24 protein-coding genes and 2 pseudogenes are annotated in these 23,553 nt (G+C 65.9%); 15 read left to right on the top strand and 11 right to left on the bottom strand.

Going from position 1 to position 23,553, the window contains the following annotated elements; all coding sequences use genetic code 11:
- Window positions 1-104: 104 nt before the first annotated feature.
- Window positions 105-850: pseudogene (locus BJ970_RS40155) on the top strand (IS5 family transposase); the annotation flags it as partial.
- Window positions 851-1,368: 518 nt separating this feature from the next.
- Here the strand turns inward: BJ970_RS40155 and BJ970_RS24075 are convergent.
- From BJ970_RS24075 to BJ970_RS24055, 5 genes are all read right to left on the bottom strand, one after another.
- Window positions 1,369-2,886 carry a tetratricopeptide repeat protein gene (locus BJ970_RS24075; protein ID WP_184728318.1) on the bottom strand — a complete coding sequence of 506 codons (1,518 nt, stop codon included), beginning with the start codon at window positions 2,884-2,886 and terminating at the stop codon, window positions 1,369-1,371.
- A 47-nt stretch (window positions 2,887-2,933) separates the two neighbouring features.
- Entirely contained in the window at window positions 2,934-3,659 is a 726-nt protein-coding gene (locus BJ970_RS24070; protein WP_246471785.1) for a helix-turn-helix domain-containing protein, read from the bottom strand.
- Window positions 3,660-3,820: 161 nt separating this feature from the next.
- On the bottom strand, window positions 3,821-4,177 hold the full coding sequence (locus BJ970_RS24065) for a WhiB family transcriptional regulator (RefSeq protein WP_184728316.1): 357 nt from the start codon (window positions 4,175-4,177) through the stop codon (window positions 3,821-3,823).
- Window positions 4,174-4,521: a hypothetical protein gene (locus tag BJ970_RS24060; RefSeq protein ID WP_184728315.1), complete on the bottom strand. Its 348-nt coding sequence runs from the start codon at window positions 4,519-4,521 to the stop codon at window positions 4,174-4,176. The genes BJ970_RS24065 and BJ970_RS24060 overlap by 4 nt, the downstream gene beginning before the upstream one ends.
- Window positions 4,518-4,934 (bottom strand): hypothetical protein, encoded by a 417-nt coding sequence (locus tag BJ970_RS24055; protein WP_184728314.1) that lies wholly within the window; start codon window positions 4,932-4,934, stop codon window positions 4,518-4,520. Before BJ970_RS24055 ends, BJ970_RS24060 begins: the two co-directional genes overlap by 4 nt.
- 817 nt (window positions 4,935-5,751) lie before the next feature.
- On the opposite strand from BJ970_RS24055, the gene BJ970_RS24050 reads away from it, so the two are divergent.
- A complete protein-coding gene (locus tag BJ970_RS24050) occupies window positions 5,752-8,025 on the top strand; it encodes an ATP-binding protein (RefSeq protein ID WP_184728313.1) in 2,274 nt (757 codons plus the stop codon).
- A 92-nt stretch (window positions 8,026-8,117) separates the two neighbouring features.
- A complete protein-coding gene (locus tag BJ970_RS24045) occupies window positions 8,118-9,206 on the top strand; it encodes a polyprenyl synthetase family protein (protein ID WP_312864378.1) in 1,089 nt (362 codons plus the stop codon).
- Window positions 9,207-9,358: 152 nt separating this feature from the next.
- Here the strand turns inward: BJ970_RS24045 and BJ970_RS24040 are convergent, their stop codons facing one another.
- Window positions 9,359-9,526 carry a hypothetical protein gene (locus BJ970_RS24040; protein ID WP_184728312.1) on the bottom strand — a complete coding sequence of 56 codons (168 nt, stop codon included), beginning with the start codon at window positions 9,524-9,526 and terminating at the stop codon, window positions 9,359-9,361.
- Window positions 9,527-9,915: 389 nt separating this feature from the next.
- Here BJ970_RS24040 and BJ970_RS40150 point away from each other — a divergent pair.
- Window positions 9,916-10,883: pseudogene (locus BJ970_RS40150) on the top strand (GGDEF domain-containing protein).
- Window positions 10,884-11,179: 296 nt separating this feature from the next.
- On the opposite strand, the gene BJ970_RS24030 reads toward BJ970_RS40150, so the two are convergent.
- The 3 genes from BJ970_RS24030 to BJ970_RS24015 form a co-directional block, all read right to left on the bottom strand.
- Entirely contained in the window at window positions 11,180-11,593 is a 414-nt protein-coding gene (locus BJ970_RS24030; protein ID WP_221467294.1) for an SCO4402 family protein, read from the bottom strand.
- Between the two features lie 73 nt (window positions 11,594-11,666).
- Window positions 11,667-12,392: a putative T7SS-secreted protein gene (locus BJ970_RS38200; protein WP_376775132.1), complete on the bottom strand. Its 726-nt coding sequence runs from the start codon at window positions 12,390-12,392 to the stop codon at window positions 11,667-11,669.
- Window positions 12,392-12,757: a hypothetical protein gene (locus BJ970_RS24015; protein WP_312864376.1), complete on the bottom strand. Its 366-nt coding sequence runs from the start codon at window positions 12,755-12,757 to the stop codon at window positions 12,392-12,394. Before BJ970_RS24015 ends, BJ970_RS38200 begins: the two co-directional genes overlap by 1 nt.
- 32 nt (window positions 12,758-12,789) lie before the next feature.
- On the opposite strand from BJ970_RS24015, the gene BJ970_RS40145 reads away from it, so the two are divergent.
- Window positions 12,790-13,056 (top strand): DUF3159 domain-containing protein, encoded by a 267-nt coding sequence (locus tag BJ970_RS40145; protein ID WP_281399479.1) that lies wholly within the window; start codon window positions 12,790-12,792, stop codon window positions 13,054-13,056.
- Window positions 13,053-13,343 (top strand): hypothetical protein, encoded by a 291-nt coding sequence (locus tag BJ970_RS24005; RefSeq protein WP_184728310.1) that lies wholly within the window; start codon window positions 13,053-13,055, stop codon window positions 13,341-13,343. The genes BJ970_RS40145 and BJ970_RS24005 overlap by 4 nt, the downstream gene beginning before the upstream one ends.
- A 362-nt stretch (window positions 13,344-13,705) precedes the next feature.
- Here BJ970_RS24005 and BJ970_RS24000 read toward each other — a convergent pair whose 3' ends face one another.
- Together BJ970_RS24000 and BJ970_RS23995 are read right to left on the bottom strand one after the other, a co-directional pair.
- Window positions 13,706-14,818 carry an NDMA-dependent alcohol dehydrogenase gene (locus BJ970_RS24000; RefSeq protein WP_184728309.1) on the bottom strand — a complete coding sequence of 371 codons (1,113 nt, stop codon included), beginning with the start codon at window positions 14,816-14,818 and terminating at the stop codon, window positions 13,706-13,708.
- Window positions 14,819-15,060: 242 nt separating this feature from the next.
- Window positions 15,061-16,758 carry a sigma-54-dependent Fis family transcriptional regulator gene (locus tag BJ970_RS23995; RefSeq protein ID WP_184728308.1) on the bottom strand — a complete coding sequence of 566 codons (1,698 nt, stop codon included), beginning with the start codon at window positions 16,756-16,758 and terminating at the stop codon, window positions 15,061-15,063.
- Window positions 16,759-17,169: 411 nt separating this feature from the next.
- Here BJ970_RS23995 and BJ970_RS23990 point away from each other — a divergent pair, with 411 nt between their 5' ends.
- The 9 genes from BJ970_RS23990 (at window position 17,170) to BJ970_RS39000 (ending at window position 23,494) form a co-directional block, all read left to right on the top strand.
- Window positions 17,170-18,783 carry a thiamine pyrophosphate-binding protein gene (locus BJ970_RS23990; RefSeq protein WP_184728307.1) on the top strand — a complete coding sequence of 538 codons (1,614 nt, stop codon included), beginning with the start codon at window positions 17,170-17,172 and terminating at the stop codon, window positions 18,781-18,783.
- Window positions 18,784-18,797: 14 nt separating this feature from the next.
- Complete coding sequence (locus tag BJ970_RS23985) at window positions 18,798-19,304, top strand: enoyl-CoA hydratase-related protein (protein ID WP_246470995.1); 507 nt, start codon at window positions 18,798-18,800, stop codon at window positions 19,302-19,304.
- A 28-nt stretch (window positions 19,305-19,332) separates the two neighbouring features.
- Complete coding sequence (locus BJ970_RS38195) at window positions 19,333-19,578, top strand: CoA transferase (RefSeq protein ID WP_246470994.1); 246 nt, start codon at window positions 19,333-19,335, stop codon at window positions 19,576-19,578.
- The gene (locus tag BJ970_RS23980) at window positions 19,572-20,246 is read left to right on the top strand and encodes a CoA transferase (protein ID WP_246470993.1); all 675 of its coding nucleotides are present in this window, start codon (window positions 19,572-19,574) and stop codon (window positions 20,244-20,246) included. Before BJ970_RS38195 ends, BJ970_RS23980 begins: the two co-directional genes overlap by 7 nt.
- Window positions 20,243-21,370: an acyl-CoA dehydrogenase family protein gene (locus BJ970_RS23975; RefSeq protein WP_184728306.1), complete on the top strand. Its 1,128-nt coding sequence runs from the start codon at window positions 20,243-20,245 to the stop codon at window positions 21,368-21,370. Before BJ970_RS23980 ends, BJ970_RS23975 begins: the two co-directional genes overlap by 4 nt.
- Before the next feature lies 1 nt (window position 21,371).
- Window positions 21,372-21,881 (top strand): acyl-CoA dehydrogenase family protein, encoded by a 510-nt coding sequence (locus tag BJ970_RS23970; protein WP_184728305.1) that lies wholly within the window; start codon window positions 21,372-21,374, stop codon window positions 21,879-21,881.
- 32 nt (window positions 21,882-21,913) lie between these two features.
- Entirely contained in the window at window positions 21,914-22,291 is a 378-nt protein-coding gene (locus BJ970_RS23965; protein WP_246470992.1) for a cupin domain-containing protein, read from the top strand.
- Between the two features lie 43 nt (window positions 22,292-22,334).
- Entirely contained in the window at window positions 22,335-23,114 is a 780-nt protein-coding gene (locus tag BJ970_RS23960; protein WP_184728303.1) for a short-chain dehydrogenase/reductase, read from the top strand.
- 251 nt (window positions 23,115-23,365) lie between these two features.
- On the top strand, window positions 23,366-23,494 hold the full coding sequence (locus BJ970_RS39000) for a hypothetical protein (protein WP_281399478.1): 129 nt from the start codon (window positions 23,366-23,368) through the stop codon (window positions 23,492-23,494).
- The last annotated feature ends 59 nt before the right edge of the window (window positions 23,495-23,553 follow it).

Raw genomic sequence — 23,553 nt, 5'->3', positions numbered from 1 at the left:
AGAAGTCAAACAGCACACAATGCATGCGACAAGCTCATATGTTCGACCCGGATCGTTCGAAATCGTGCAGCAGTTCTTTCGGCCGACACCCTGGCGAAAAGCCTGTCCTGGAACCGTTGACGCCGGTACGAGACCGCCGAAAGGGCGGTGCCGCAAGGAAATACAGTGATCGTCTGGTGCTGGACGCGATCTTGTTCGTGCTGCGCTCGGGCTGTCAGTGACGGATGATTCCCCGCGCTCTGCTGCCCTGGGACGCCACCTACCGCTGGTTTCGGACCTGGACCACAGATGGCCACCATCGACCGTGTTCACGACGCGCTGCGCGATCAGGTCCGTATCCAGGCCGGGCGCCGGGCGAACCCGACGGCGGCGGTGCTCGACGCCCAGTCCATCAGAAGCAGTGAGGGCGGCGAAGCGCGTGGGTTCGATATGAGCAAGAAAACGACAGGCCGCAAACGGCACCTCATCGTGGACACCCTCGGCGGACAGGGTTGGCGGGCGGGAGATCCTGCAACGCCTGGCCGCGCGGTTTCCCGCGATCGCGCTGGTCTGGGCCGATGGTGGATACGCCAACTCCATCGTCAATGGTCTGCTGGCCTGGGCGAAGGAAAAACTCGGACTGTTACTGGAAATCGTCAAACGCAGCGACGATGTCAAGCGGTTCCAGGTGCTACCGCGCAGGCGGGTGGTCGAACGAACTTTTGGGTGGCTCGTTCGCAGTCGGCGTCTCCTGACCGCCAACTCCGAAACCGTGATCAAACTCGCGATAATCCGCCTCAAGGCCGGCCGGCTGCCGGCCAAGCCGTCCAGTGGTCCAACGCCACCGAACGCCAAGTCGCCCGTAGACTGAGCGTGGAGACCCATCTCGCAGCGTAATCACTCACATACCCAACAGCCTCTTACTGGACTGGAGAGCCGCAAACCGGCCGCAGTCTCCCGACGACCCGGTAGAGCATCGTGCGCTGGCGACATGCCTGGATCTGATGGAAGTGGAACGCCCGGCTCATAAGTGAGCCACGTCGGGCGGTCGATCAGCGACGGCTCCTGGTTTGCGGCGATCACCGAGGAACATCACGAGACGTCACATCCGAACCGCAGCAGGGACGATGACCGCTTCACGAAAAGTGAGACAGAACGAATTTTCACCCGCCGTCGAAACGTCGGACGTGGAGAGTGATGCAGCCGTGGGTGATGTTGCGGCGGCCTTGAGCCCATCGTGAGGAGTGTTTGTGTAGAAGAAATTGCCGTAGCGGGAAATACGGACGGGCCACGTGGCCACGATGTCGTAGGTGGACTGCGTTTGTGGTGAACAGGTTCCGGGCGTCCACTTTGGTCTTCTTTGTGCGCTTCGTGCTGATACATTAGGCTTCAGTACCCCTGCACAGTGGTTTCGACGGTGGCGAGTCGGCTGCGCACATCCGAGGCCCGTGGGTCCGCGAGGCTGTCGAAAAGGGACAGCGCTTCCGTCCATGCCGCGCGTGCTGCGTCGAGGTCCCCAGAGGTATGCAGGATCTGCGCCCGCACATGCAGGCATTCAGCGATCCCGCTGCGGTCGTCCAGCTCTCGCCGGATGCGTATCCCTCGTTCGACATAGTCCAAGGCCCGCTGCGGTTGCCTCAGGGCGTGGAATGTCTCGCCCAGGTGTAGGAGCGCGAGCGCCGCACCGTCGCGAGCGCCTGCGTCGTCGAATAGCCGTAACGCGTCGGTCAACCGGCCGCGAGCCTGCTCGGCGTTGCCGAGTCGCTGCTGTGCGGTGCCTAGCCCGGCGAGCGCGCTCGCCGTCCCGTAGGCAGGGGCGACCTGTGTAAATGTCTGCCAGGCTTGCTCGAACTGTTCGTGCCCGTCCGAATATCGCCCCATGTCCAGGAACATCGCTCCCAGGACGCACCGCGACCACGCGAGGCCCTGCTGGTCCTCGATTTCCGCGCGAAGTCGTATCGCCTCGGCGAGCGCGGGCAGGGCGGCGTCGTAGTTGCGCAGGTGGGCCCATGCGCTGCCGAGGTGGTGCAGGCACCAGCTCTCTCCGGCGCGATCCTGGGAGACACGGGCGATTTCGGTTGCCGTGGAGTACACGGAGATCCACGTCTGCCATGGTCGGCGCAGCTCAAGGTACGTGCCGTAGACCACGGCGAGTTTCCACGCGGTGCTGTGGTGGCCGAGGGCGTGCGCGCGGTCGATGGCGTGGCCAAGGTGCGGCAGTTCGCGAGCGCACCACCCCAGGGCAGCGTGGTAGTCCTGCGGCGCGACCACGAGCGCGTCGACCTCGGGCGCGCATGCATCCAAGGCGGGGAGGTCACGATGAGGTGCGAGCATTCTGGAGGCTGCGGCGGCTGAATGCAGGTACCAGTCCAGCCATCGCTGCATTGCCCTGTCGCGCTCGTGTTGTGGCAGATCCTGGAGGGCGCGCTCGGTCGCGTAGGCCCGCACGAGGTCGGTCATCCGGTAGCGCTGGTGGGTCGTTTCGGTGAGCAGGTGCTCGTTGAGCAGTCGTTCCAGCACCCGCCGGGTGTGCGGCAGCGGCCAGCGCATCACGGCCGCGGCGGCTCGCATGTCGATCTCTGCGCGGTAAGGGCCCAGCATGCGCAACGCCTGGCGGGGCTGGCTTGGCAGGAGTTTGTCGGACCAGGAGATCGTTTCTCGGACGCCGGGCACGCTCGGGTCGTGCCATTCCAGCGTGTCGAGCAGGCCCTCATCCGTCGCCAGTTCGCCAGCGAGCTCGACCATGCTGTGCTGCGGATGCGCGGCAACGCGGTCGCCGATCGCGCGCAGGGCCAAGGGCACCCGACTGCACCGGTCGGCGACCGCCGCCGCTGCTTCCCTTTGCTCGCGGACCCAATTCCTGCCAGCGACTGCGGACAACAGTGTGAGCGCGTCGTCGGGAGACATGGGCTCGATGAGAACCCGGGGCGCTCCGGCGCTCCGGGCGACGCCATCTAACCGGACTCGGCTGGTGACCACGACCATGCAACCGGGGGACCCGGGTACCAGTGGGAGGATCTGGTCGGCGCTGGCGGCGTTGTCCACACGACGAGGATCCCTTTGCCGGCCAGCACACTCCGGTACAGCTTGGTGCGTTTGTCAAGATCGGGACTGATGACCTCGGAGGGGACGCCGAGAGCGCGCAGGATCTCCTCGAGCACCTCACCGGGCTGGCGGCGCTGGTCGTCGCGGCCCCAGCCGCGGAGGTCGACGAACACCTGCCCGTCCGGAAATCGGTGTGCGATCGTGTGTGCCCAGCGCACCACGAGCGCGGTCTTGCCGACTCCGGGCAGCCCTTCCACCAGGCACATGCGCACCGAACCCGAGCTGTTGCCGTCCATGATCGCGTCCAGGTGTTGCCACTCCTGGGTCCGACCGATGAAATCCGCTACCCCAGGCGGGAGTTGAGCCGGTCGGGCCAGACGAAGGCCGGTCACTCCGTCTGTCGCCTCGATCGCCAGTTCCACCAGCCTCGGCTGCTGTTCACTCATGCCCAGTTCGGCATCGAGACGCCGGGCGACATCTAGCGTGGGAGTGCTCTGACCTCGCTCGAGTTTCCCGAGGTATCCGAACGAGTAGTTGACCCTCTTGGCCAGGTCTCGAAGCGAGAGCCCGCTGTCTTCGCGCCGCCGTTGCAGCTCGGCTCCGAAGGTCAGCCATGGCTCGGGGCGGCCTTTCATACTGGCCACAACTGTCGTTCCTTTCGCTTGTACCCGCCGCGCCGGCGGGCGATCGGGGTGCCCACGCAAGTTGGCATATCCGGAATCAATCTGGTCACGGGGCCGGTGGAGCCTGGTGCCTGAGGCAGGCATCCCGCCCTCCTGGCACCAGGCTCTGAGTGTCATCCGGATCTGATCCCGTACCGGTGTGCTGCGTATCGACGGGCGCGCTGACTTGCGGTGTCACCGCCGGTAATGCCGATGATGACAGCCGTGTCCTGCGCTGCGGTCTCGTACCACTCGGCGTCGGAACGGCATTCGCGCCATACCGGGCATGTGTGGCAGATGCGCTGCGCGGTCCCGGCGTTGTCGTCGGCGCCGTCCCACCACAGTGGTGCTCGGCCGCGGCACGCCGCGCGGGTGTGCCAGTCCGGCGGGCGAGTATCACCCCACAACGTCAGGGCCAACTCGGCCCAGCCCCGCGCGATGCGTCTGGGCGTAGTGCCCCGTTCGATCGCTGTCCACCGCACGCCGCTCATCGCCCGGACCACATCATCGTGCGCAGCCACCGCAGTTGCGAACTCAGCTCCGCGACCTCCTCTGCTGTCAGGTCGGTACTCACGACTCGACCGCCCAGTTCACGCGTGACCAGCCGGCCGAACAGCAGGGCGACGGCTTCGGCGAGGTCGCCCCGGCCGGCGGCTGGGTGGGCGTGCTCCACCTTCACCATGACGTCGGGGTCACCGGCCAAATCGCCGCCGAGCAGCCACCAGCCTCCGTCGTCGCAGGGGGCGTGCGTCCACTGCCGAGGCAACAGATCCAGCACCGACTGTCCGGGGCCGTTGGCGTTGACGATCTCGGCTCGCAGATCGTTGCGGGTCACGACGTCCCTCCAACGGAACGCTGCGGGGAACCAGCGCGCTGGGGCTCATCGGGTTCTCCCAGCCACAGCGCCATCGGCAAGGGCCGCGTGTCCTCCATGCGTCTCGGAGCGGCGACGACCTCCAGCGCCCGGTAGGTGAACGTCGTCCACGGCTCTTTCTCGGTCCCGCCGCGAACAGGTTCCACGGTCAAGCCGACGAACTCGATCTCGGGCCGTTGCGGCAGAACGGGCTTGTTCTCGGCGAGGATCTCCACAGTCACCGCCGTCTGCGTCAGCCGGACCGAGGCCAGGTCGGCGACGGTGATCAGCCAGACGGGCAGGCCGGTCTCGGCGTCGATGCGCTGCCGCGGTCCGGCTTCATCGTCGGGCTTGCCCTCGGCTGGTGTCGCGCCGGAGACAACTCGCGCTCCCATGGGGAACGCTTGCGCGAACGCGATCGGGTAGCGAAATCCTGAACGTAAAGCCATGTTTTTCCCCAAGCCGTGATAATCCACTACCGACAATTCCCGGTTATCCGGCTACCCGGTCGCCTGCCTGAAGCGAGCTTCTTAGGAAAATCCGCTCAGCGCCCGCCGAACGGCGACGGCAGACGAAACAGCGACCGTGGGCACCAGCCCCGGTTAGAGCACTTCGAAATGGCCGAGTTGTCTGTGACCACGCCGCGTGAAGCAGCGCTAGCCCAGATGCTCACGTTGTGTCACCATTCCGTCGCGCGACATTGTGACACTCCGTATCGGATCCCGTTGTCACTCTACGTAGCAGAACCCGATGGCCACCGTTTTTGACCCCCTAGCGGCTACTTTTCGCGAAGGGATGCCTCGTGCCGAGGCGCGCCTCAGGCCTATACCGTTGCTCACGGTAAACGCCACAGGGCGTGTGCAGCTCGCCGCAATCATCACTCGAATGGTGTAGTTTCAACCCTGTTCTAGTTACTTTCTGTGCGGTAGTTGAAAGCGAAAGGTAGCTTTTTTGCTCTGTCGTGACCTCGAGGCCGTGAGGAATCCAGCAATGCGCGAAATCGCCACCTCGGACCGCGAACCACTAATTCAAGTGGGAGGCACCGTAATTTCCCGGAGTCTCCCGAATCCGCGGTTACTGGGTAATTTCCCGGCCCCCTGCCGCAGGGACACGCATACTCCGTCAGACGGACGGTCCCGGCCTCCGTGATAGCCCGGGTACCCGCCCGACCGAGGGTTAATGTGTAGACCAACCTGGACAGGGGGTGAGCGTGTGCAGTCGGGGGCACTGAACGACACGCCGGAGTTGACCAGCTTCCTGGGACGCCGCGATCTCGTGGACCGTGGCGCGCGCATGCTGGCAGCGGGCACACGTCTGGTTTCGCTGGTCGGCACGGGCGGCGTCGGCAAGACCCGGGTAGCCGCACGGATCGCCTCGGCCATCCACAAGTCCCAGCGATTCGGCGACGGCGTCTGGGGCGTAGCGCTGGCTGCCCTCTCCCGGGACGAACTGCTGGCTCAGACCATGCTGGTCGCACTCGACATACACGACCAATCAGCCCGGTCCAAAGAGGACGCCCTGGTCGCACATCTGCAGGACAAGAACCTGCTGCTGGTCCTGGACAACTGCGAGCACCTGATCGAACCCATCGCCACGCTCATCGGTCACCTGCTGCGCTCGTGCCCCGGCCTGCACATCCTGACGACCAGCCGCGAGCCTCTGCACACCGACGGCGAACACGTCCTCGCGGTACCGAAACTCGACCTCAGCACCGCCGTGGAATTGCTGATTGACCGGGCCGCGGCCGCGGGCCTCACGCTCGGCCCGAGTGACCACCCGACAGCCCTCGAGTTGTGCGAACGGCTCGACCAAGTGCCGTTGGCCATCGAACTGGCAGCCCGCCGCCTGCCCTCCCTGGGCCTAACCCAAATGGTGTCCCGCCTCAACGTCCGCTTCCACCTGCTCACCAGAGGCGACCCGGGACAGCAGCAACATCACGGCACCCTGCACACAGTCGTGCAGTGGTCATGGGACCTGCTCACCGCGGCGCATCAGCGGCTGTGGGCCAGGCTGTCGGTGTTCGCCGGCGGCTACACGCTCGCGGCGGTGGAAGCCGTCTGCGCCGACGAACACGTGCGCCGCCCCGAAGTCATGCTCGCTGATCTGATCGACAAAAGCATCGTCGAAATCGATCAAGCCGCGGGTCGCTACCGGATGCTGGAGACGCTGCGCTCATTCGGATGTGACCGGCTACGCGAACTTGACGAGGAAAACGAACTCCGGCGCCGCCACCGCGCCTACTACGCGGCCCTCGCGGAAGAGACCGCCCTGACGTGGTGCGGGCCCAACGAAGTCGGGACGCTCCAGAGGATCTACCCGGACTGGGACAACTTCCGCCAGGCGATGACCTCCGCCGAGCACACAGAGCCCGAGACCGGCCTGAGGATCGCGGTGTCACTCAACGCCAGCAGGTCAGTGCTGTTCCTCGGACTGATGGATGAGGGCAGACGGTGGCTGAAACGCATGCTCGCGGTGACCAGCACGCAGGCCACCCCGCTGCGCGTCAAGGCCGTTTCCCTGCTCGCCCTGATCGCCAACTGCCAAGGCCAGCAAACACAAGCGAAACGCCTCGTCGCCGAGGTCCTCGAACTGGCGCAGGAGGTCAACACACCAGAAGCCCAAGCCTATGCGCTCAGCTACGCCGACGGGTTGTCAGCACTGCTGACTGATCAGTCGCCACGCGCACTCGACGCTCTCACCCAAGCCGTCGACAATGCCCGAACAACAAACGACGCCGGCCTGCTCCAGCAATGCCTGATGCTTCGTGCCCTCTCGGCGTTGTTCCTCGGAGACATGGTGCTCGCCCGCGACGCGGTCGGACAATGCTCGGCCCACGCCGAAGCCCACGGCGCTGAGTGGGCACTCTCGTTCGCATGGTGGCTTCAGGGACTGCTCGCGCTATGGTTCGACCACGACCCAGCCCAGGCCACCACTCATCTGCAACGCGCGCTACGCAAACAATCGCAGATACAGGACTCGTGGGGCATCCTGTGGCTCAGCGAGGCCCTGGCCTGGGCATGGGCCACGGCCGGAGACCCCGACAAGGCAGGTGCTTGTCTGGGCGCCGCCGACCGCCTGCAGCAACTGACCCACGTGTACTTCGCTGGACTGGGGCCATTCGCAGACGCACGCAAAGCCGCACTCACACAGCTGCGCACGCAACTGGGCACCGGCTCCTACGAACACGCCTACCACCATGCATTCCAGGCGCCCGACAAACACACAGCGCTGGAGCACGCGCTGGGTAACCACTCAACGCCCCCAAACCCCGCTGACGGCGCACTCACGCCCCGGCAGCGGGAGATCGCGCTCCTGATCGCGAAAGGACTGACAGACAAAGAAATCGCCGACGAGCTGGTGATCAGCCCCCGGACCGTAGAAAGTCACATCCTTGCCCTGCGCTCCCGGCTCGACGTACGGAACAGAACCGAGATCGCCACGTGGGTAACCCGCAACATGGCCGACACCCTCGATCACGAAACCTAGAGCAAGCACGCACCGTCCTTGCTGATCTACGGACCGTAGTCCCGGAATTCCCCGGATACCCGATCAGGACTCACGCGATCAACAGTGTCCGCGTGCACATCTCCACAGAAACCGGTCTCCTGGACCGGATACAGCAGAACCTAACCGACTACCTGGTATTCCACCGCGCCGAAACACGCTCTCTCGACCCGGCATTCGCGACAGCCGTCGAGCACCTCGTCCAGTTCGTACTCAACGGCGGCAAACGCCTGCGCCCTACCTTCGCGTGGTGGGGCTGGCGCGCAGCGGGCGGACCCGACAACACAGCCCAGGCAGGGGCCGCATTACGCGCCGCGAGCGCACTGGAACTCCTGCACGCCGCGATGCTGGTGCACGACGACATCATCGACAACACCGACACCCGCCGCGGCCACCCGACGATCCACCACACCTTCACCACACTGCACCACAACAGAACGTGGAACGGCAACGCCGTCCAATTCGGAACAAGCGCAGCGACCTTACTCGGTGACCTCGCCCTAGTGTGGGCCGACGACATGCTGCACAGTTCAGGTCTGGATCCACACGCCGTCGCACGCGCGCTTCGGCCATGGCAAGCCATGCGCACCGAAGTCCTTGCCGGCCAGTACCTGGACATCCTCTCCCCCGCACGCGGCGACCACACCTCCCCCACCGCAGTGCGAATCGCCGAACTCAAATCAGCCTCCTACACGGTGCAGCGCCCACTGGAGATCGGAGCCGAAATCGCCGGCGCAGACCAGTGGACACTGGAAATCCTGCGCCGCTTCGGCTCCAGGATCGGCATCGCATTCCAGCTCCGCGACGACGTGCTCGGTGTCTTCGGCGACCCTGCCATCACCGGCAAACCCGCAGGCGAAGACCTGCGGGAAGGCAAACGAACCCTACTCATCGCCGACGCCTTCTCCCGAACCCGCGACCAACACGATCATGAGGCCATCGACCTACTGCAGCACCTGTTGGGCAACCCCGAACTCGACGATACGCACGTCGATCAAGCCCGCGAGACGCTGAACCGTCTCGGTGCCCTGGACGCCGTCGAGCGGCAGATCACGGAACTGACCACCACCGCGATCGCCACCCTCCACGAATCCGGACTACCCGAGCCGGCCAACACTCAACTGACGAAGCTGGCCGACGCCGCCACCAACCGCGATCACTGACCCCAAGGGACTCGCACAGTCGAGGGCTCGGGGACAGCGCCCCCGGACATGGGGATGGCGGAGGCGCTGCCCACCGAAACTGTCTGCGTTGCCACGCACAACACCTCCCGTGCCGGGGAGGCTTCACACCGAAAGGCGCAGCACAGCGATGGTTACCAGTCCCGGTCGATCACGACACTCACCTCCGCTAGCAGCACGCCCCGCAGCCAGCGCGGAAGCAACCCGCCCGCCTGTCGGGGACGACGGTCCAGGCGCCCCCAGTATCCCCCGCGCACGATCTCACCGAAACTGGCCTTTACCAGGGCAGATCCCGCAGCCACGACCTAGACCGAGAGGATGGACGGCGCTGCCCGCCCTGGCACGGGTATGGGTGCTGCTGGGGCACCTGCTCGCCGTGACTTTCGCCGCCAGAGCCGTTCTCACCGAGCACTACGACCCAGCCGATCTCCACTGCTTCGTGGTGCTCATCTGCTGCGCCTGCGCCCACGCCGCGCTGACCCGCGAGCCCGAAGAACGCAGGCGCGGTGCCAGTCGAGACCGCGGTGTCGCGCACATTGACCTCACCAGCGTCTGGCTGTTCACCGCCGCAATACTGCTTCCCCCGCTCCTAGCACTCGCGGTCTGCGCCGCGGTCCGAACACAACGGTGGCTCATCGCACGCAAACCACCACACCGATACCTGTTCAGCACCAGCGGCATCGTCCTCTCCATGCTCGCCGCACACGCCCTCGCCCAGTACACGGGCCTTCACCCGGTACTCACCGGTCACACACCCTGGCCGACCACACCCGCCGGTATCACAACGGTTTCCCTCGGTCTGACCGCATGCGTAGCGGCCTACTTCCTGACCCAGGCAGCACTCGTCGCGGGCGCCATCGCACTCTCCGAACGCACGTGGAGGCCGGCACGGCTGTTCGGCGACCGCGACGACAACGCACTCGAGCTCACCGCACTGCTGGCCGCAGCATGCACAGCCGTGCTGCAAGCACACTCCGCGCTGTTGCTCATCCCGGTCCTGCCACTGGCGATCGCGGCCACCCGCTGCAAACACCACCTCGAGAAGGCAAAGCGAGACCACGAGGACGTTCGGCGCAACGCCCTACACGACCCTCTGACCGGGCTCCCAGTCCGGGCGGCATTCGAGCCACTGGCACAGCTCGCGCTGGCTACCGACCACGACCACCACCAACACACGTCCCTCCTGCTCATCGACCTCGACAACCTCAAGCAGTGGAACGACACCATCGGGCACCTCGGAGCCGACGAAATCCTCAAAACATCGCGCACGTGCTGCGAGCCGAAACCCGGCAAGGTGATCTGCTGTGCCGATGGGGCGGCGACGAGTTCCTTGCCCTCCTTCCCAGAACGCCTCGCCAAACCGCACTTGTCATCGCCGAACGCATCCGCACCTCGATCGAACAACGGGCAATCCAAGTCACCACACCCGCAGGCGGCAAGCCGATCATGATCGGGAAAGACAAGCCCAGCGCAACAGTGTCCATCGGACTCGCCACCGCACCACTGCACGGAACCACACTGAAATCCCTGCAGGAGACCGCGGACATCGCATTGCTACAGCAGGCAAAAAAGGGAAAAAACCGCGTCGCCACGGCTGACCAACCACCCGGACACCACACACCGATCACCTCAGCAGACGGCCACGACGTGCTCGCCTAGTACCGCGCCCTAACATCACCACCCGCCGCCGCTCCCCCACAACCCGCAGCCGAGCATCCGTCGTGGCGGAGCGGTCGGCATGGCCTCACCCGCGCGCCGGTAACGGGATGCGCGCTTCGCCATAAATGTTCTGTGGGGCGGCACTGGGCTGCCACCTTCCAGAAACGATCTATTTGGACGACGTCGCCCCTCCGCGATCGACACATCATCACCCGCCACGTCGACGGAGCCCCGTTTCGAGGGGGCTACCGGAATGGCTCGGGCTCGGGTCGAGCGCGCTGAGCTGCCCTGACGCCTTACCTACTCGCGCTGTCGTTCTGGCTGAGCACCCGGTATGCCCTCTCGGACCGGCGGAGGACCTCCGCCCACTGCGGGTGCTGAAGGTAGCGCTCGTCACTGACGTTGCCCAGCTCGTTGATCAGGGGATCGAGCACTTCGCCGAGCGCTCGAAGCACGCCGACTTCGTCCGGGTAAAGAACGTCGCCGACCCCTGTTTCCGGGTCGGGCAGGACGCATGTGTCATCGAAGAGGATGTGCGCGTTCTGGGTGAAATCGTCGTAGAAATTCTCGTGGGGATACTGCCGCCGGATCCAAACACGCTGCTGGTAATCCGGATCGGACAGCGCCTTCACCGCGAGCACGATCTCAGCGCGCATACTGGGGTAGCGGACCGGTTCTACGGGTGATTCCACGACTTCCACTGCTTCCATTCACGTAGCGGTATGTGAGCTTGCTCAGGGTTGTCCTTGATCGATCCCTCGATCGGGTTTCCGTCGCGCCCGATCACCTTCCCATTGTCCCGGACGATGACGTGATCAACTTGCTGGGTCGGCTGAGAGTTGTTGGGGTTGCCCTGGTCGATCCGCACACCAGCATTGGACGGGTGACTATCGGGTCAAGCCAGCGGTGACCAACCCCGGAATTGTTCGGCTTACCGTCGCCCCACTCCTCCGGGATCTTCTCCTGGACCGCCGGGTCTTCCCATGGCAGCGCTGGCGCTGGAGCGGGTTCGGCGTCATCGGTGTCGATCACCTCGACCCTGTCGTCGCCCGCGGCTTCAGCGCCGAGACCACCCAGCGAGGCCACCACCATGCTTCCGCCCACGCCGACACCCGCAGCGCCAAGGGAGTTCACTTGTTCCGCTGCTCGCGCGTGCTCGGCCTTGGCCTGCTGGGTCGCGGCTTCGCCCTCGTTCCACAACCGGATTGCTTCGGCGGCTCGTCCCTGTGCCCAGGTCAACGACTCGCTGTACTGCTCCAGCGCCCCACCTGCGTACTGAAAGCAGTCCCCGGCTTCCAGCCACTTGATCGGTTCGCCGTCGAACGCGGAGCGGAACTGCTCGGCCGCCTGGCCGCTCCAGCCTTCGATGTCGATGCGCTTAAGTCCTTCGCCTGCTTCGTGCAGTGCGTCACCGTAGTCCCGCATGGCGGCCGCAGTCGTACGGACAGCGTCGGCGTTGCCCTGGACGAGGGACTTGGGGTCGGTGATGGTTCCGAGTTCCGCTGCCATCACTGCGCCGCAGGGTCGCCGCCGCTAGCACGCAGCACGATGCCCTCGAAGTGCACTTGGGCGGCTTCGTCTGTATGCCGGTAGACCTGGACGCATTGAGCCAGCCGTGCGGAGATCTCCTTGACGTCCTCGGTCAGGTCGCTAACGCCCTGGTCCCAGTGCTCGCAGAAGTCAGCAACGGTCGCGGCCAGCCGGTCGTGGCCGAAGGCATCCGCCGGGCAGTCGATGTCGCGGACCCTACGCCGGTTCATCGAGTCGATCGTGTCGCGCACACCTTCCGATGCGTGGGTCAAGGCGGTCAGGTCGACGCGAAATCCCTCCACCAGGGCAGCTCCGTCCTCGGTCGTCTCCAGGGCAGGGCGCACCCTAGGGACTTCGCGTACGGGGGCGCGAACGAATGGAGATCATTCCCACGAAAGGCCGAGTCCCGGCTCGTGTAACAACGCTGGCCGATCCTGGCTGGGGAGTGCGCCGGGGCCTTGGCGGCGCTGATGATGCCGTTCTCGTTCCTGTGCCAGCAGATCTCGCCGACGCCACGGGCTGGCTGGCGTTCGCGAAGATCGCGATGGGTACTCCGCTGACGGCGCTGGCCCTGCTGGTGGTCGTCTGGGCGTTCCGCCGCTCCACCAAGCGGCTCACGGCGCCGGCCGGGCGCCGGCGATGACCCCGCGCGCCGGGGTGCGTCGCAGCGCCGGGGTGTACCTCGGCTTCTACGGGTTCCCCCTGCTGGGCAAAGGCATCACCACCGTCGTGATGCCGCTGCTCCTACTCGACCGCACCGGCGACGTCCTGACGGCCATCGCCCGCGCCTACGCCGGACACACCGACGCCGGACGCGCCACCACCTTCAACCGCGCCCAGCATCCAGGAAACGCCACCGCACTCGCCACCCTCACCGGAGAACCCCCACCCATCGCCGAACACCACGACAAGACAGCACGACACCATTAAAAACTCGACCCAAGGCTGAAGATACCGATCGAACCGATACACCGAGCCGAACGCCTCCAACAACAGGTCCGATCCGATTTCACCTCCTGAACCCGGCGCCGAGCCTTACCTCATCCAGCCACGCAAACCGCGTCAGGGCCGTTTGACCCCTTGACTCCCATGTTCGTCCACAAGCGACAGTCACTTTGCGGAAACCGAGAAACCGCAGCACAAAAAACGCTACAGCTCACTACTGTTCTATGCAACATACCGCCGTCCAGGTCAACACAATCCTCCCGCTTTCCTCCCATCGCCAGCGTCAAAAACGCCTGAACATCGTCGGGACGGCCCCGGCGAGCGTCACCGCGACCGTCCCGCTCCGGTCAGGAATCGTGGATGATGACGCCGCGGATGTTCTTGCCGGCCCGGAGGTCGTCGTAGCCCTGGTTCACTTCCTCAAGGCTGTACCGCTGGGTTATCAGCTCATCGAGCTTCAGCTTGCCCTCGTCGTAGAGGCGCAGCAGCCGCACGATGTCGTACTGCGGATTCGATGAGCCGAACAGCGAACCCTTGATCGTCTTCTCCATCAGGGTCAGCTCCATGCCCGAGATGTGCACGGTAAGCTTGGCCGGATCGGCCAGGCTGGCCAGGCTCACCGTGCCACCCTTCCCGATGATCGCAAAAGCCTCGGAGATGACCTTTTCGTCCGGGGTACCCACGAAGATCAACGCGCCGTCAGCCATCTGGCCCCACGTCAGCTCGCAGACCGCCTCGTGTGCCTCCTCGGCGGTGGCGAAGGCGTGCGTTGCTCCGAACTTGAGCGCTGTATCTCGTTTGAACTGCAGCGGGTCGATCGCGACGATATACCGTGCCCCGGCCATCACCGCGCCCTGGACCGCGTTGATGCCCAGACCTCCGATCCCGAAGATCACCGCGGTGTCCCCAGGGCGAAGGCCGTTGTTGTAGACCGCGGCCCCCCAGCCCGCCGGTACGCCGCAGCCCACCAGGACAGCGGTCTCGAGCGGGATCCAGTCGTCGACCTTGACCACCGAATGCTGGGACACCGTGGACCGTTCCGCGAAACTGCCGAGCAGACACAGGCTTCCGTAGTCAAGGCCGTCCTTGTGGAACTTGAACGACCCGTCCGGGAACCGGCCTTCGAGGATCGACGCACCCTGGTCGCACAGGTTCGAGCGTCCGGAGGCGCAGTAGCGACACACTCCGCAGTTCGGGATGTAGCTACAGACGACGTGGTCTCCGGGCTTGACCTTGGTGACGCCCGGCCCCACCTCCTCCACGATTCCGGAGCCCTCGTGCCCGCCGACGATCGGGTAACGAGGCGGCATGTCCCCATCGGTGAGGTGCAGGTCCGAATGGCACAGCCCGGCGGCCACGTTCTTGATCAGGACCTCACCCACGCCAGGCCCGTCCAGATTCAGTTCCATGATCTCGAACGGATGGTGCACAGCTAGGCTCACTGCTGCTTTGACTTTCACGACATGTTCCTTTCGCGTCGTTGCGGACAGTCGTGCGGGAAGCCGCGCCGGTCAGCGGGCGATGTTCACGGCTCTGACATCGAGGGAGCGGCTCCGATCTCCGCCGGTCAACGCTGCTTCGGTGCCCTGGGTGCCACCTCCGAGGTGGGAAGCGGGGCAGGGTGATGCCCGTTGGGACGGTCGTGGATGTTGCCGCAAGCACATCGGCGAAACTGTTCAAACTCTGCACACGGACGGCAGCCTCAGACCTTGATGCGCAGTGTCCTGATCCGGTTGTACAACGTCCCGCGGCTGATTCCGAGGTCTTTCGCCGCCCTCACCTTGTTGCCGCCGTTGCGCTCGAGCGCGGCGACTATCACGTCGTGGTCGGCCCGTTCCCACGGGCTCATTCGCGTTCTTTCCGGACCAGAGCGGTACTCCGGCGGAAGATCACTGATGAGCACGTCACCCGCACTGCGGTGTGCTGCGCACCTCCGCACCACGTGGTCCAGCTCCCGCACATTGCCGGGCCAATCAAGCTCCGCGAGGCGGGCCAGCGCTTCCGGCGTGAACCGCGCCAACCCGCCGGTCTCCTCGGCGAGAATGGCTTGTGCCAGCGCAGGAATCTCCGCCCGCCGTGCATGCAAGGGCATCAGCTCGATACGCCCCGGACACCGGAACGCAAGGTGCCGGTGCTCGGGTTCGAGCTGCTCCACCGGCGGTCCGATGAGGACGATCCAAGCTCCGCTGGCAATGCTCTCCCCGACGGCCCGCGAGAGTCGATCATCGAGAAGCTCGAATCCGTCGACGATCACCAGCGCACCGGAGTCCCCCGCGCGGCGGAGGCGATCGAGCCAGCCCACCCGCCCCTGAAAATCCACGTCGACACCACTCAAAGCGACGACTGCGGCATCGGTGCTCTCCGCCAAGCGCAGCGCGATACTCGTCCGACCGGTGCCAGGCTCGCCTGCGACGACCGTGGCCAGCCGGTGCGTGCTGCAGCGCACCAACTCCCGTTCGGTCGACTCACGAGCCCCACCGAGCAAGCTAGGCCCGCGCACAGGAGCGGGCCGCGAACGGTACGCGGGAACGAAGCGGATCAGGACGTTGCCATACCCGTCGACCACCTCCAGCTGCATCCTGAGGCGCAGCCCACTGGTCGTCTCGAAGTCCACAGCGCGCCCCCCACCACCCCAGCGCAATCCGGCGGCCAGCTCTCGGAGCCGACCGTGATCCGCGGAATCGAAATGATCCAGTGCCACCTGGTTGGCCAGCACGACCCCGGTGTCCCCCAAGGCCACCACGGCACGCCCGTCGCGCCTGGCGACTGCGGCATCGAACGCGGCCAGCAACCGTCGTTCGGTATCGCGGGAATTCGCCAGCAGAGCCTGTTCGATCTCCGCCGCCGCCGACCGGAGAAACGGACCGAACAAGGGGTTCTCCTCGCCCGCCGGCCCGGCGAGGGTCAGTACGCCTTCGAGTCTGCGGGTCACCGGATTGATGATCGGGTAGCCGTAGCAGCTGTAACACCGAAGCGACTGCGCGAAATGCTCGCCGCCGGAGACGGCCAAGCCCCGGCGCAGCTCGAACGGAGTGGCGATCCCGTTGGTCCCGGTGGAATCCTCGGTGAACCGCCGGCCGAGCACGACCCCCGTGCTGTCGAGGACCTCCTCGATGCGATGACTGATCCGGCCACGGTCCACGATTCGGGCCGCGCAGTCGGCGAGCACGGTAAAGAAGGACGTCTCCGCCAGCTCATCGGCGACTCGATCCAGCACCGGCAGCGCGGCGCGCATGAACCGGCTGTCCTGGTCGACTTCCGCGGTCTCGAGGCGGTCGAGCGACAAGTCCGGACGCACGCCGGACGACCAGCAACGCTCCCACGAACTCCGGATCTCGGCCCCGGCGGTCTTTGGTAGTTCCCGCGCGATGGAGGCCATTTCCAACAGTTCGACACCCATGTCGACTCCTTCCCGCACACCTCAACCGGCCGGACCACCAGCACGGCTCGCACCAGCCGTAGTACCCGCTCATAAGCCGCGTGGAGCGCGTCAAAGGCTCCCGCGAAGCGTGCGAACAGGACCTCCGGATCATCGATGTCGGCTACCAACATCGACTTCCCGGCAAACTGACCGGCTGGCTTCGCTCACTATTGTCGGTAAGGTGCAGATACGCAAGTGCGGATTCTTTTACTTATATAGGTAACTCGGACTCATTCGGCCGCAGGAGACCATTGACCGAGCCCCAGATCTTGACTTCAACTTCGATGTGCAACACGCGGTCGAGATGTACGTAAATACGTAACAGAGTATGGCATTGAGTATCGACGGGGTTTCTGCGAGAGTGGTGCGACCCTGGACGGAAGGGGCTCGATGAAGGTCTATGAGCAGCTGGCGTCGCTGCTTCAGGCTCACGGAGTCGACACCGTGTTCGGGCTCATGGGCGATGCGAACATGTACCTGACCAGTGCGTTCGAGCTTGACGGCGGCCGCTTCGTACGCGCGGTGCACGAAGCCGGTGCGTTGTCGATGGCCGACGTCTACGCGCGCATGACCGGTCGTCCCGGCGTCGCGACGGTCACGCACGGACCCGGATTCACCAACACGCTCACCGCCCTCGTCGAAGCGGCTCGGTTTCCTGCGCCGATTCTGTTGATCACCGGTGATCCGCCCGCGGAGGCTACCCACCTCCAGCGCCTCGACATCGGCGCCGTCTGCGCTTCACTCGGCGTTGCGCACGAGCGCATCCACCGGCCTGACACGGTCGTCCGCGACTTCGCTCGAGCCCTCCGGCGGCTACGCGGCTCAGGCGCACCGGTGGTCCTTAACGTTCCCTTGCCGATCTCCGTGGCGGAGAGCGCGTCCGAGGGGCAGGTCGCGGAGCCGGTGTGGCCGACTCAGATCGCGCCGGTTACCGGCGGTGCGCTCGATCAGGCTTTGGGACTCGTCGCTGCTTCTTCCCGTCCGATCGTGCTCGCCGGACGGGGCGTCGTCGCGGCGGCTGCCGAAGCAGAGCTGGTGGCGCTGGCCGATCTGCTTGGCGCGCCCCTGTTCACCACGGGGCTCGCGCGCGGACTTTTCCGGGACCACCCGCGGCATCTGGGCATCATGGGCAGCCTTTCGCACGAGGGCGCGAGCCAGATCCTCAACGACAGCGACTGCGTTCTCGCCTTCGGCGCGGCCCTGAACAAGTACACGACCCTGGGCGGTGAGCTGTTCCAGGACAAGCGGCTGCTCCAGGTGGACGTGGATCCGTCGAAGCTTGGCTGGCTTGTGCAGCCCGACGAGAGCATTGTGGGCGACGCACGTGCGGTCGCGGCCACGATGACGGCCGAGCTCCGCGCGGGCGGATTCTCCGGCAGCGACTCGTGGCGGGCGCGATCAGTCGAAGCCGCAGCCATGATCCGCACCTGGACTCCTGCCGACCAGCGGTCAGGTCCCCGGACCGTCGACATCCGTGTTGTCAGCCAGCGACTGAACCAGGCCCTACCCGTCGACTGCACGATCGTCAGCGACGTCGGGCGGTTCGTCGCCGGGGTTTGGCCGTACCTGGACCGCTGCCGACCGGGCCGGTTCACGGCAATGACCGGTTTCGGTTCGATCGGACTGGGCGTGGCGGCGGGTATCGGTGCGGCTGTCGCCGGGGTGAGCGAGCTGACCGTTGCGCTTGTCGGCGACGGTGGCTTCATGATGCACGCCTCGGAACTGGCCACGGCTGCTCGCGAACGGCTGCCGCTCCTGGTTCTGGTCTTCAACGACGGCGCGTACGGCGCCGAGTACCACAAGCTCACCGCACTTGGGTTCGACCCGCGCCACGCCTACAACGACTGGCCGGATCTCAGCGCGGTCGCGTCGGCTGCCGGCGCGGAGGCCCACTTGGTCACGCAGCTTGAGGATGTCGACGTCCTCGCCAAGCGCGTTGCGTCGCTGGAGGCGCCACTGGTTGTCGACATCCGCCTCGATCCGACTCATCATCTTTCCTTCTGAATGGGGCCGACGACATGAACGACCCATTGCTCGTCGCGTGCGAGGGGCCCGTCCAGACCTGGACCATCAACCTCCGACACGCCGGCAACGCGATCTGGGCTTTGATGTGCGATCTGCGGATCGCGACCGAATCAGCTTATTTCGCTGAGAGCTTCGTGCGGCTCGGCTTGATCCCCGGCGACGGCGGCACCTGGTTCCTGCCACGCGTCATCGGTGAGGCGCGGGCGGCTGAAATGACGTTCACCGGCGACCGCGTGGACGCCGCCACGGCGCTCGCCTGGGGCATGGTCGGCCGGGTGGTCGATGCCGACGAGCTCATGCCTGAGGCCAGCGCGCTCGCGGCCCGCATCGCCCGGAACCCGGCGCACGCCTTGCGGATGGCCAAGCGACTGCTGACTGAATCCCGCTCCGGCTCGCTGGATTCCGTACTGCACCTGGCTGCGGCGATGCAGCCGCTAGCGCACCAGGCACCAGAGCATCGCGAGCGGGGTGGCGGCGTGGCGGAGCGAGTGACGGCGTGATGTCCCACGACGCGAAGGGCGCCAAGACATGACCACCACGGGCACCGCCGGGGCGCTCGACGGGGTAACGGTGCTGGACCTGACCACCGTCGTGATGGGCCCCTACGCGACCGCCGTGCTCGGCGACCTCGGTGCGGAAGTGATCAAGATCGAACGCCTCGACGGCGACATGACCCGACTGATCGGCGCGCGACGCAACGAGGGCATGTCGACGGGGAACCGCGATACGCCCCATACGTCATCGCGGACAAGGTCAGCGGGCTGCACATGGTGATCGGCATCCTCGCGGCCCTGATGCGCCGGGCCGCGACCGGAACGGGGCAGCACATCGAAGTTCCCATGGTGGACACGATGATCCATTTCAATCTGGTGGAGCACTTCGGAGGTCACACGTTCGATCCGCCCGAAGGGGAATTCGGCTGGGGCCGGGTCCTGGTGCGCGAGCGCACCCCGTACCGGACCGCTGATGGGTACGTGTGTCTGCTGCCGTATTCGGATGCGAACTGGGCGAACTTCTTCGAGATCGCCGAGCTCACGCACCTGGCGGAGGATCCGCGATTCGGCGATGTGAACTCCCGCCATAGCAACATGGGGGAACTTCTCGCGGCCATCCACGAGGCGACCCCCAAGCGCACCACCCGGGAGTGGCTCGAGCTCTGCCGGGAACGCAACATCCCCGCAGCGGCACTGCTGGACCTGAGTCGCCTGCAAGACGACCCCTACATCCGGGAACAGTCGCTCGTCACCCCGGCTCGGCACCCCACAGAGGGCCCGTATTTCAGCACACTGAGCCCGATCCGCATGAGCGAGTCGCCGGTGAGTCTTCGTCGGCACGCCCCCCGGCTGGGACAGAACACCGTGGAGTTGTTGTCGACCCTTGGGTACAGTCAGCGCGAGATCAGCGAGCTCGTGCGGCAGGGTGTGGCGGAGGCGGCGCAATGACCGCTGTGCTGCCGTCGGCCGTGGTGCCGGACCCGGCCCTGGCCCAGCTACGGGCAGCGGTCCGGGATTTCCTTACCGAGCAACGAAACCGCGGGGTCTTCGTGCCCACGATCGATGCCTGGCTCACCGGCTGGTCCACGGTGTTCAGCCGGGCGCTGGCCGAGCGCGGCTGGGTCGGGATGACCATCCCGCGTGCCTATGGCGGGCGCGGTCGCAGCTTCCTGGAACGGTTCGTGGTCACGGAGGAGTTGCTGGTCGCAGGCGCGCCCGTCGCCGCGCATTGGGTCGCCGACCGGCAAGCGGCGCCGTCGTTGCTGCGCTTCGGCACTGAGGAACAGAAAAGGCGACTGCTGCCGGCCATCGCCGCCGCCGAGTGCTCGTTCGCGATCGGGATGAGCGAACCAGATGCCGGTTCCGATCTGGCGAACGTGCGGACGCGGGCGACCGAAGTGGACGGTGGGTGGTTGCTCAGCGGCACCAAAGTCTGGATCTCGGGAGCACACCAGGCCGATCTCATCGTGGTCCTCGCCCGCACGAGCGGGCGGCACGGTGAGCGGCAGCGCGGTTTATCGCAGCTGATCGTCGATCTTCGCGCTCCGGGGGTGCAGGTACGGCCCATCGAATCGATGAGTGGGGGACGCCATTTCAACGAGGTGGTCTTCAGCAACGTCGTCGTGCCGCGGGAGAACCTGCTAGGGCAGGAGGGCGACGGCTGGCGCCAGGTGACTTCGGAGCTGGGATTCGAACGCAGCGGGCCGGAACGGTTCCTGTCAACCGCTTTGCTGGTGGGCCTGCTCCTGCGTAGGGTCCGCGAGGGCCGCCTTGAGCCCGACCCCGGGGTCGGCCGCTTGGTGGCTCGTTTGCACGGGTTGCATCACATGTCGCTGTCGGTAGCTGCGGCGTTGGAACGCGGTGACGGCGCCGATGTGCCAGCCGCGACGGTGAAGATGCTGGGCACTGTGGCCGAAGGGGATCTAGTAGAACTGGCAGACCTGCTGGCAGGCAACGGAACCGGCGCGCTCCCGGAGGCGGTCCGGTCCGCGGCCGTCCAGCGCCCAGGCTTCACGTTGCGCGGCGGAACCAACGAGATCCTGTACGGGGTCGTCGCGCGCGGGTGGGGTTGAGATGACGACGCTCGACAGCCTTGTCGACACCGAGGTTCGATCACTGATCGAAGCGGTGCTGCGAGCCCATGAACCGAGTCGCGAGCGGGAACTGTGGCAGCAGCTGACCGAGCTGGGTCCCGCCGATCTGGCATTTCAGGCCGCGCAAAGGATGTTGGCCATACTCGCCGCGGAAACCGCTCTGGCGCGGACGGCGACCGACGCGGCCGTCTTGATCGCTGACGACGCCGCGCCCGGTCGGCTCATGCCGGCAGTGGCGGTAGCCCGCTCGTGCGTGGGACATGCCGCCGAACCGGTGGTCCGCAACGCCCACCAGGTCCTTGGCGCGATCGGTACGACCCGCGAGCATCCGCTGCACGAGTTCACCACGCGCATCCTCACGTGGCGTTCAGGCGAGGGCGGCGCCCGGTTCTGGGACACGGCAGTCTTGCGATACGCGGTGGAGGGTGTGTCTCTGAGTGATCTGGACCTGGCACCCTCGATCCACAATGAAGTGGAGGAAAAATCATGAGTGCGGACCGAACACGAGAGATCCCGACGGGCATGACCGCGCATGCGATCGCCCTCGACGACGCGGCGGAGATCCCAGGCCGCCGAGCGTTCGCCCGGTACTTCGACTTGGGCGTCGCGGGCGTGAGCCAAGGGCTGGTCAGCACCGAGGTGACCAAAATTCGCGCCGGCATGGTGAAGGAAACCGGCTGGCATTACCACGACTGTGACTTCCAGTGGCTCTACATCACGAAGGGCTGGCTGGAATTGCAGTTCGAGGACGGGGCGACGCGCCGCATCCACGAAAACGGCGTCTGCTTCATTCCCGGCGGCTACCGGCACAACGAGACCGCAACGTCCGATGATCTCGAGTTCATCGAGATCTTCATGCCCGCGAACCCGCGGACCATCGCGGTGGAGTCACCTCTGTGACCGGTCGGGAATCGCGGTCGACGGCTATTGGGAGGCATGTTTAATGGACCTTTGCTACACGGCGGGCCAGTCGGTTCTGGTCACGGGTGGCTCGCGCGGCATCGGTGCGGCGACCGTGCGTGCCTTCGCGGCCGAAGGCGTCGGCCGGATCCATGTCGCCGCGCGCGATTCCGAGTCGGTGGCGCGGCTTTCCCGCGAGGTGAAGGGAACCGAGGTTGTCGGCCACGTGCTCGACTTATCTCGTTCGGGCGACCGCGGGCAGCTTTCCAGCGTGCTCGATGAGGTGGACATCCTGGTGAACAACGCCGGTGCGATCCCGCAGGGTGCGCTGGAGGCTGCGGACCTCGCGGCCTGGCGGCGGGCTTGGGACCTCAAAGTATGGGGCTATCTGGAGCTCACCCAGCTGGCACTGGCGGCGATGACCGAACGCGGCACCGGGGTGGTGGTCAACGTCGTCGGCGTCTCGGGCGAGCGGCCCGACGTCGGCTACCTGGCCGGGTCGATGGCGAACTCCGCACTAATGACCCTCACCCGCACGGTCGGAGCCTACTCGCTCGACCACGGTGTCCGAGTCGTCGGGGTCAATCCGGGACCGGTCGAGACCAGCCGACTGACCGACGCATTGCGGACCCGCGCGGCCACCGAGTTCGGTGACTCGGGACGGTGGGCCGACTACGTGCGGAGCTACCCAGCACAGCGGATCGCGACTGCCGAGGAGGTGGCCGACACGGTGGTGTTCCTGGCCTCGGCGCGCTCCGGCTACACCAGCGGCTGCATCGTCACGCTCGACGGCGGCATGGCATGGCGAGGACGTGCGCTGTGAGCCCACCACGGCAATGAGTCCTGTTGGATCGCGGGCATGCGGCAGAAGGTGGCGCCGTCCGCCGAGTGTATGGGGGCTCCCCGCCGAGGTGACGATACCGGTCCTGGTCACCACCCGGATCAAGACGTTCCGCGCGTCCGTCCTACCTGGTAAGCACGCGCAGCGTGTAGTTGTCCAGTGGGGGTGTGGCCCGTCGTCGTCGCTTGGTCCAGTAGTGGGCCAAGGTCGGGTCGTCCGGGGACGCGCCGCCGGTGATCAGGGTGCCGGACGATGTCGGTCCAGGCGAACTTGGGCAGGTAGACGCCGCTGGCGGCGGCGCCGAAGACCCAGTAATCGTGATCGCAGCAGCCGACGGTTTGATCAGCAACGTGCTGCTGTAGCGGCGGACGTTGAACCCGAGGAAGTCGAACCCACTTGTGTCTGAGTGCTCGCGGATGTG

The sequence above is a fragment of the Saccharopolyspora phatthalungensis genome, assembly GCF_014203395.1.
Taxonomy (GTDB): domain Bacteria; phylum Actinomycetota; class Actinomycetes; order Mycobacteriales; family Pseudonocardiaceae; genus Saccharopolyspora; species Saccharopolyspora phatthalungensis.
Note: the sequence above shows the minus strand (reverse complement) of the source record. Positions and strands in the feature narration are given on the sequence as shown.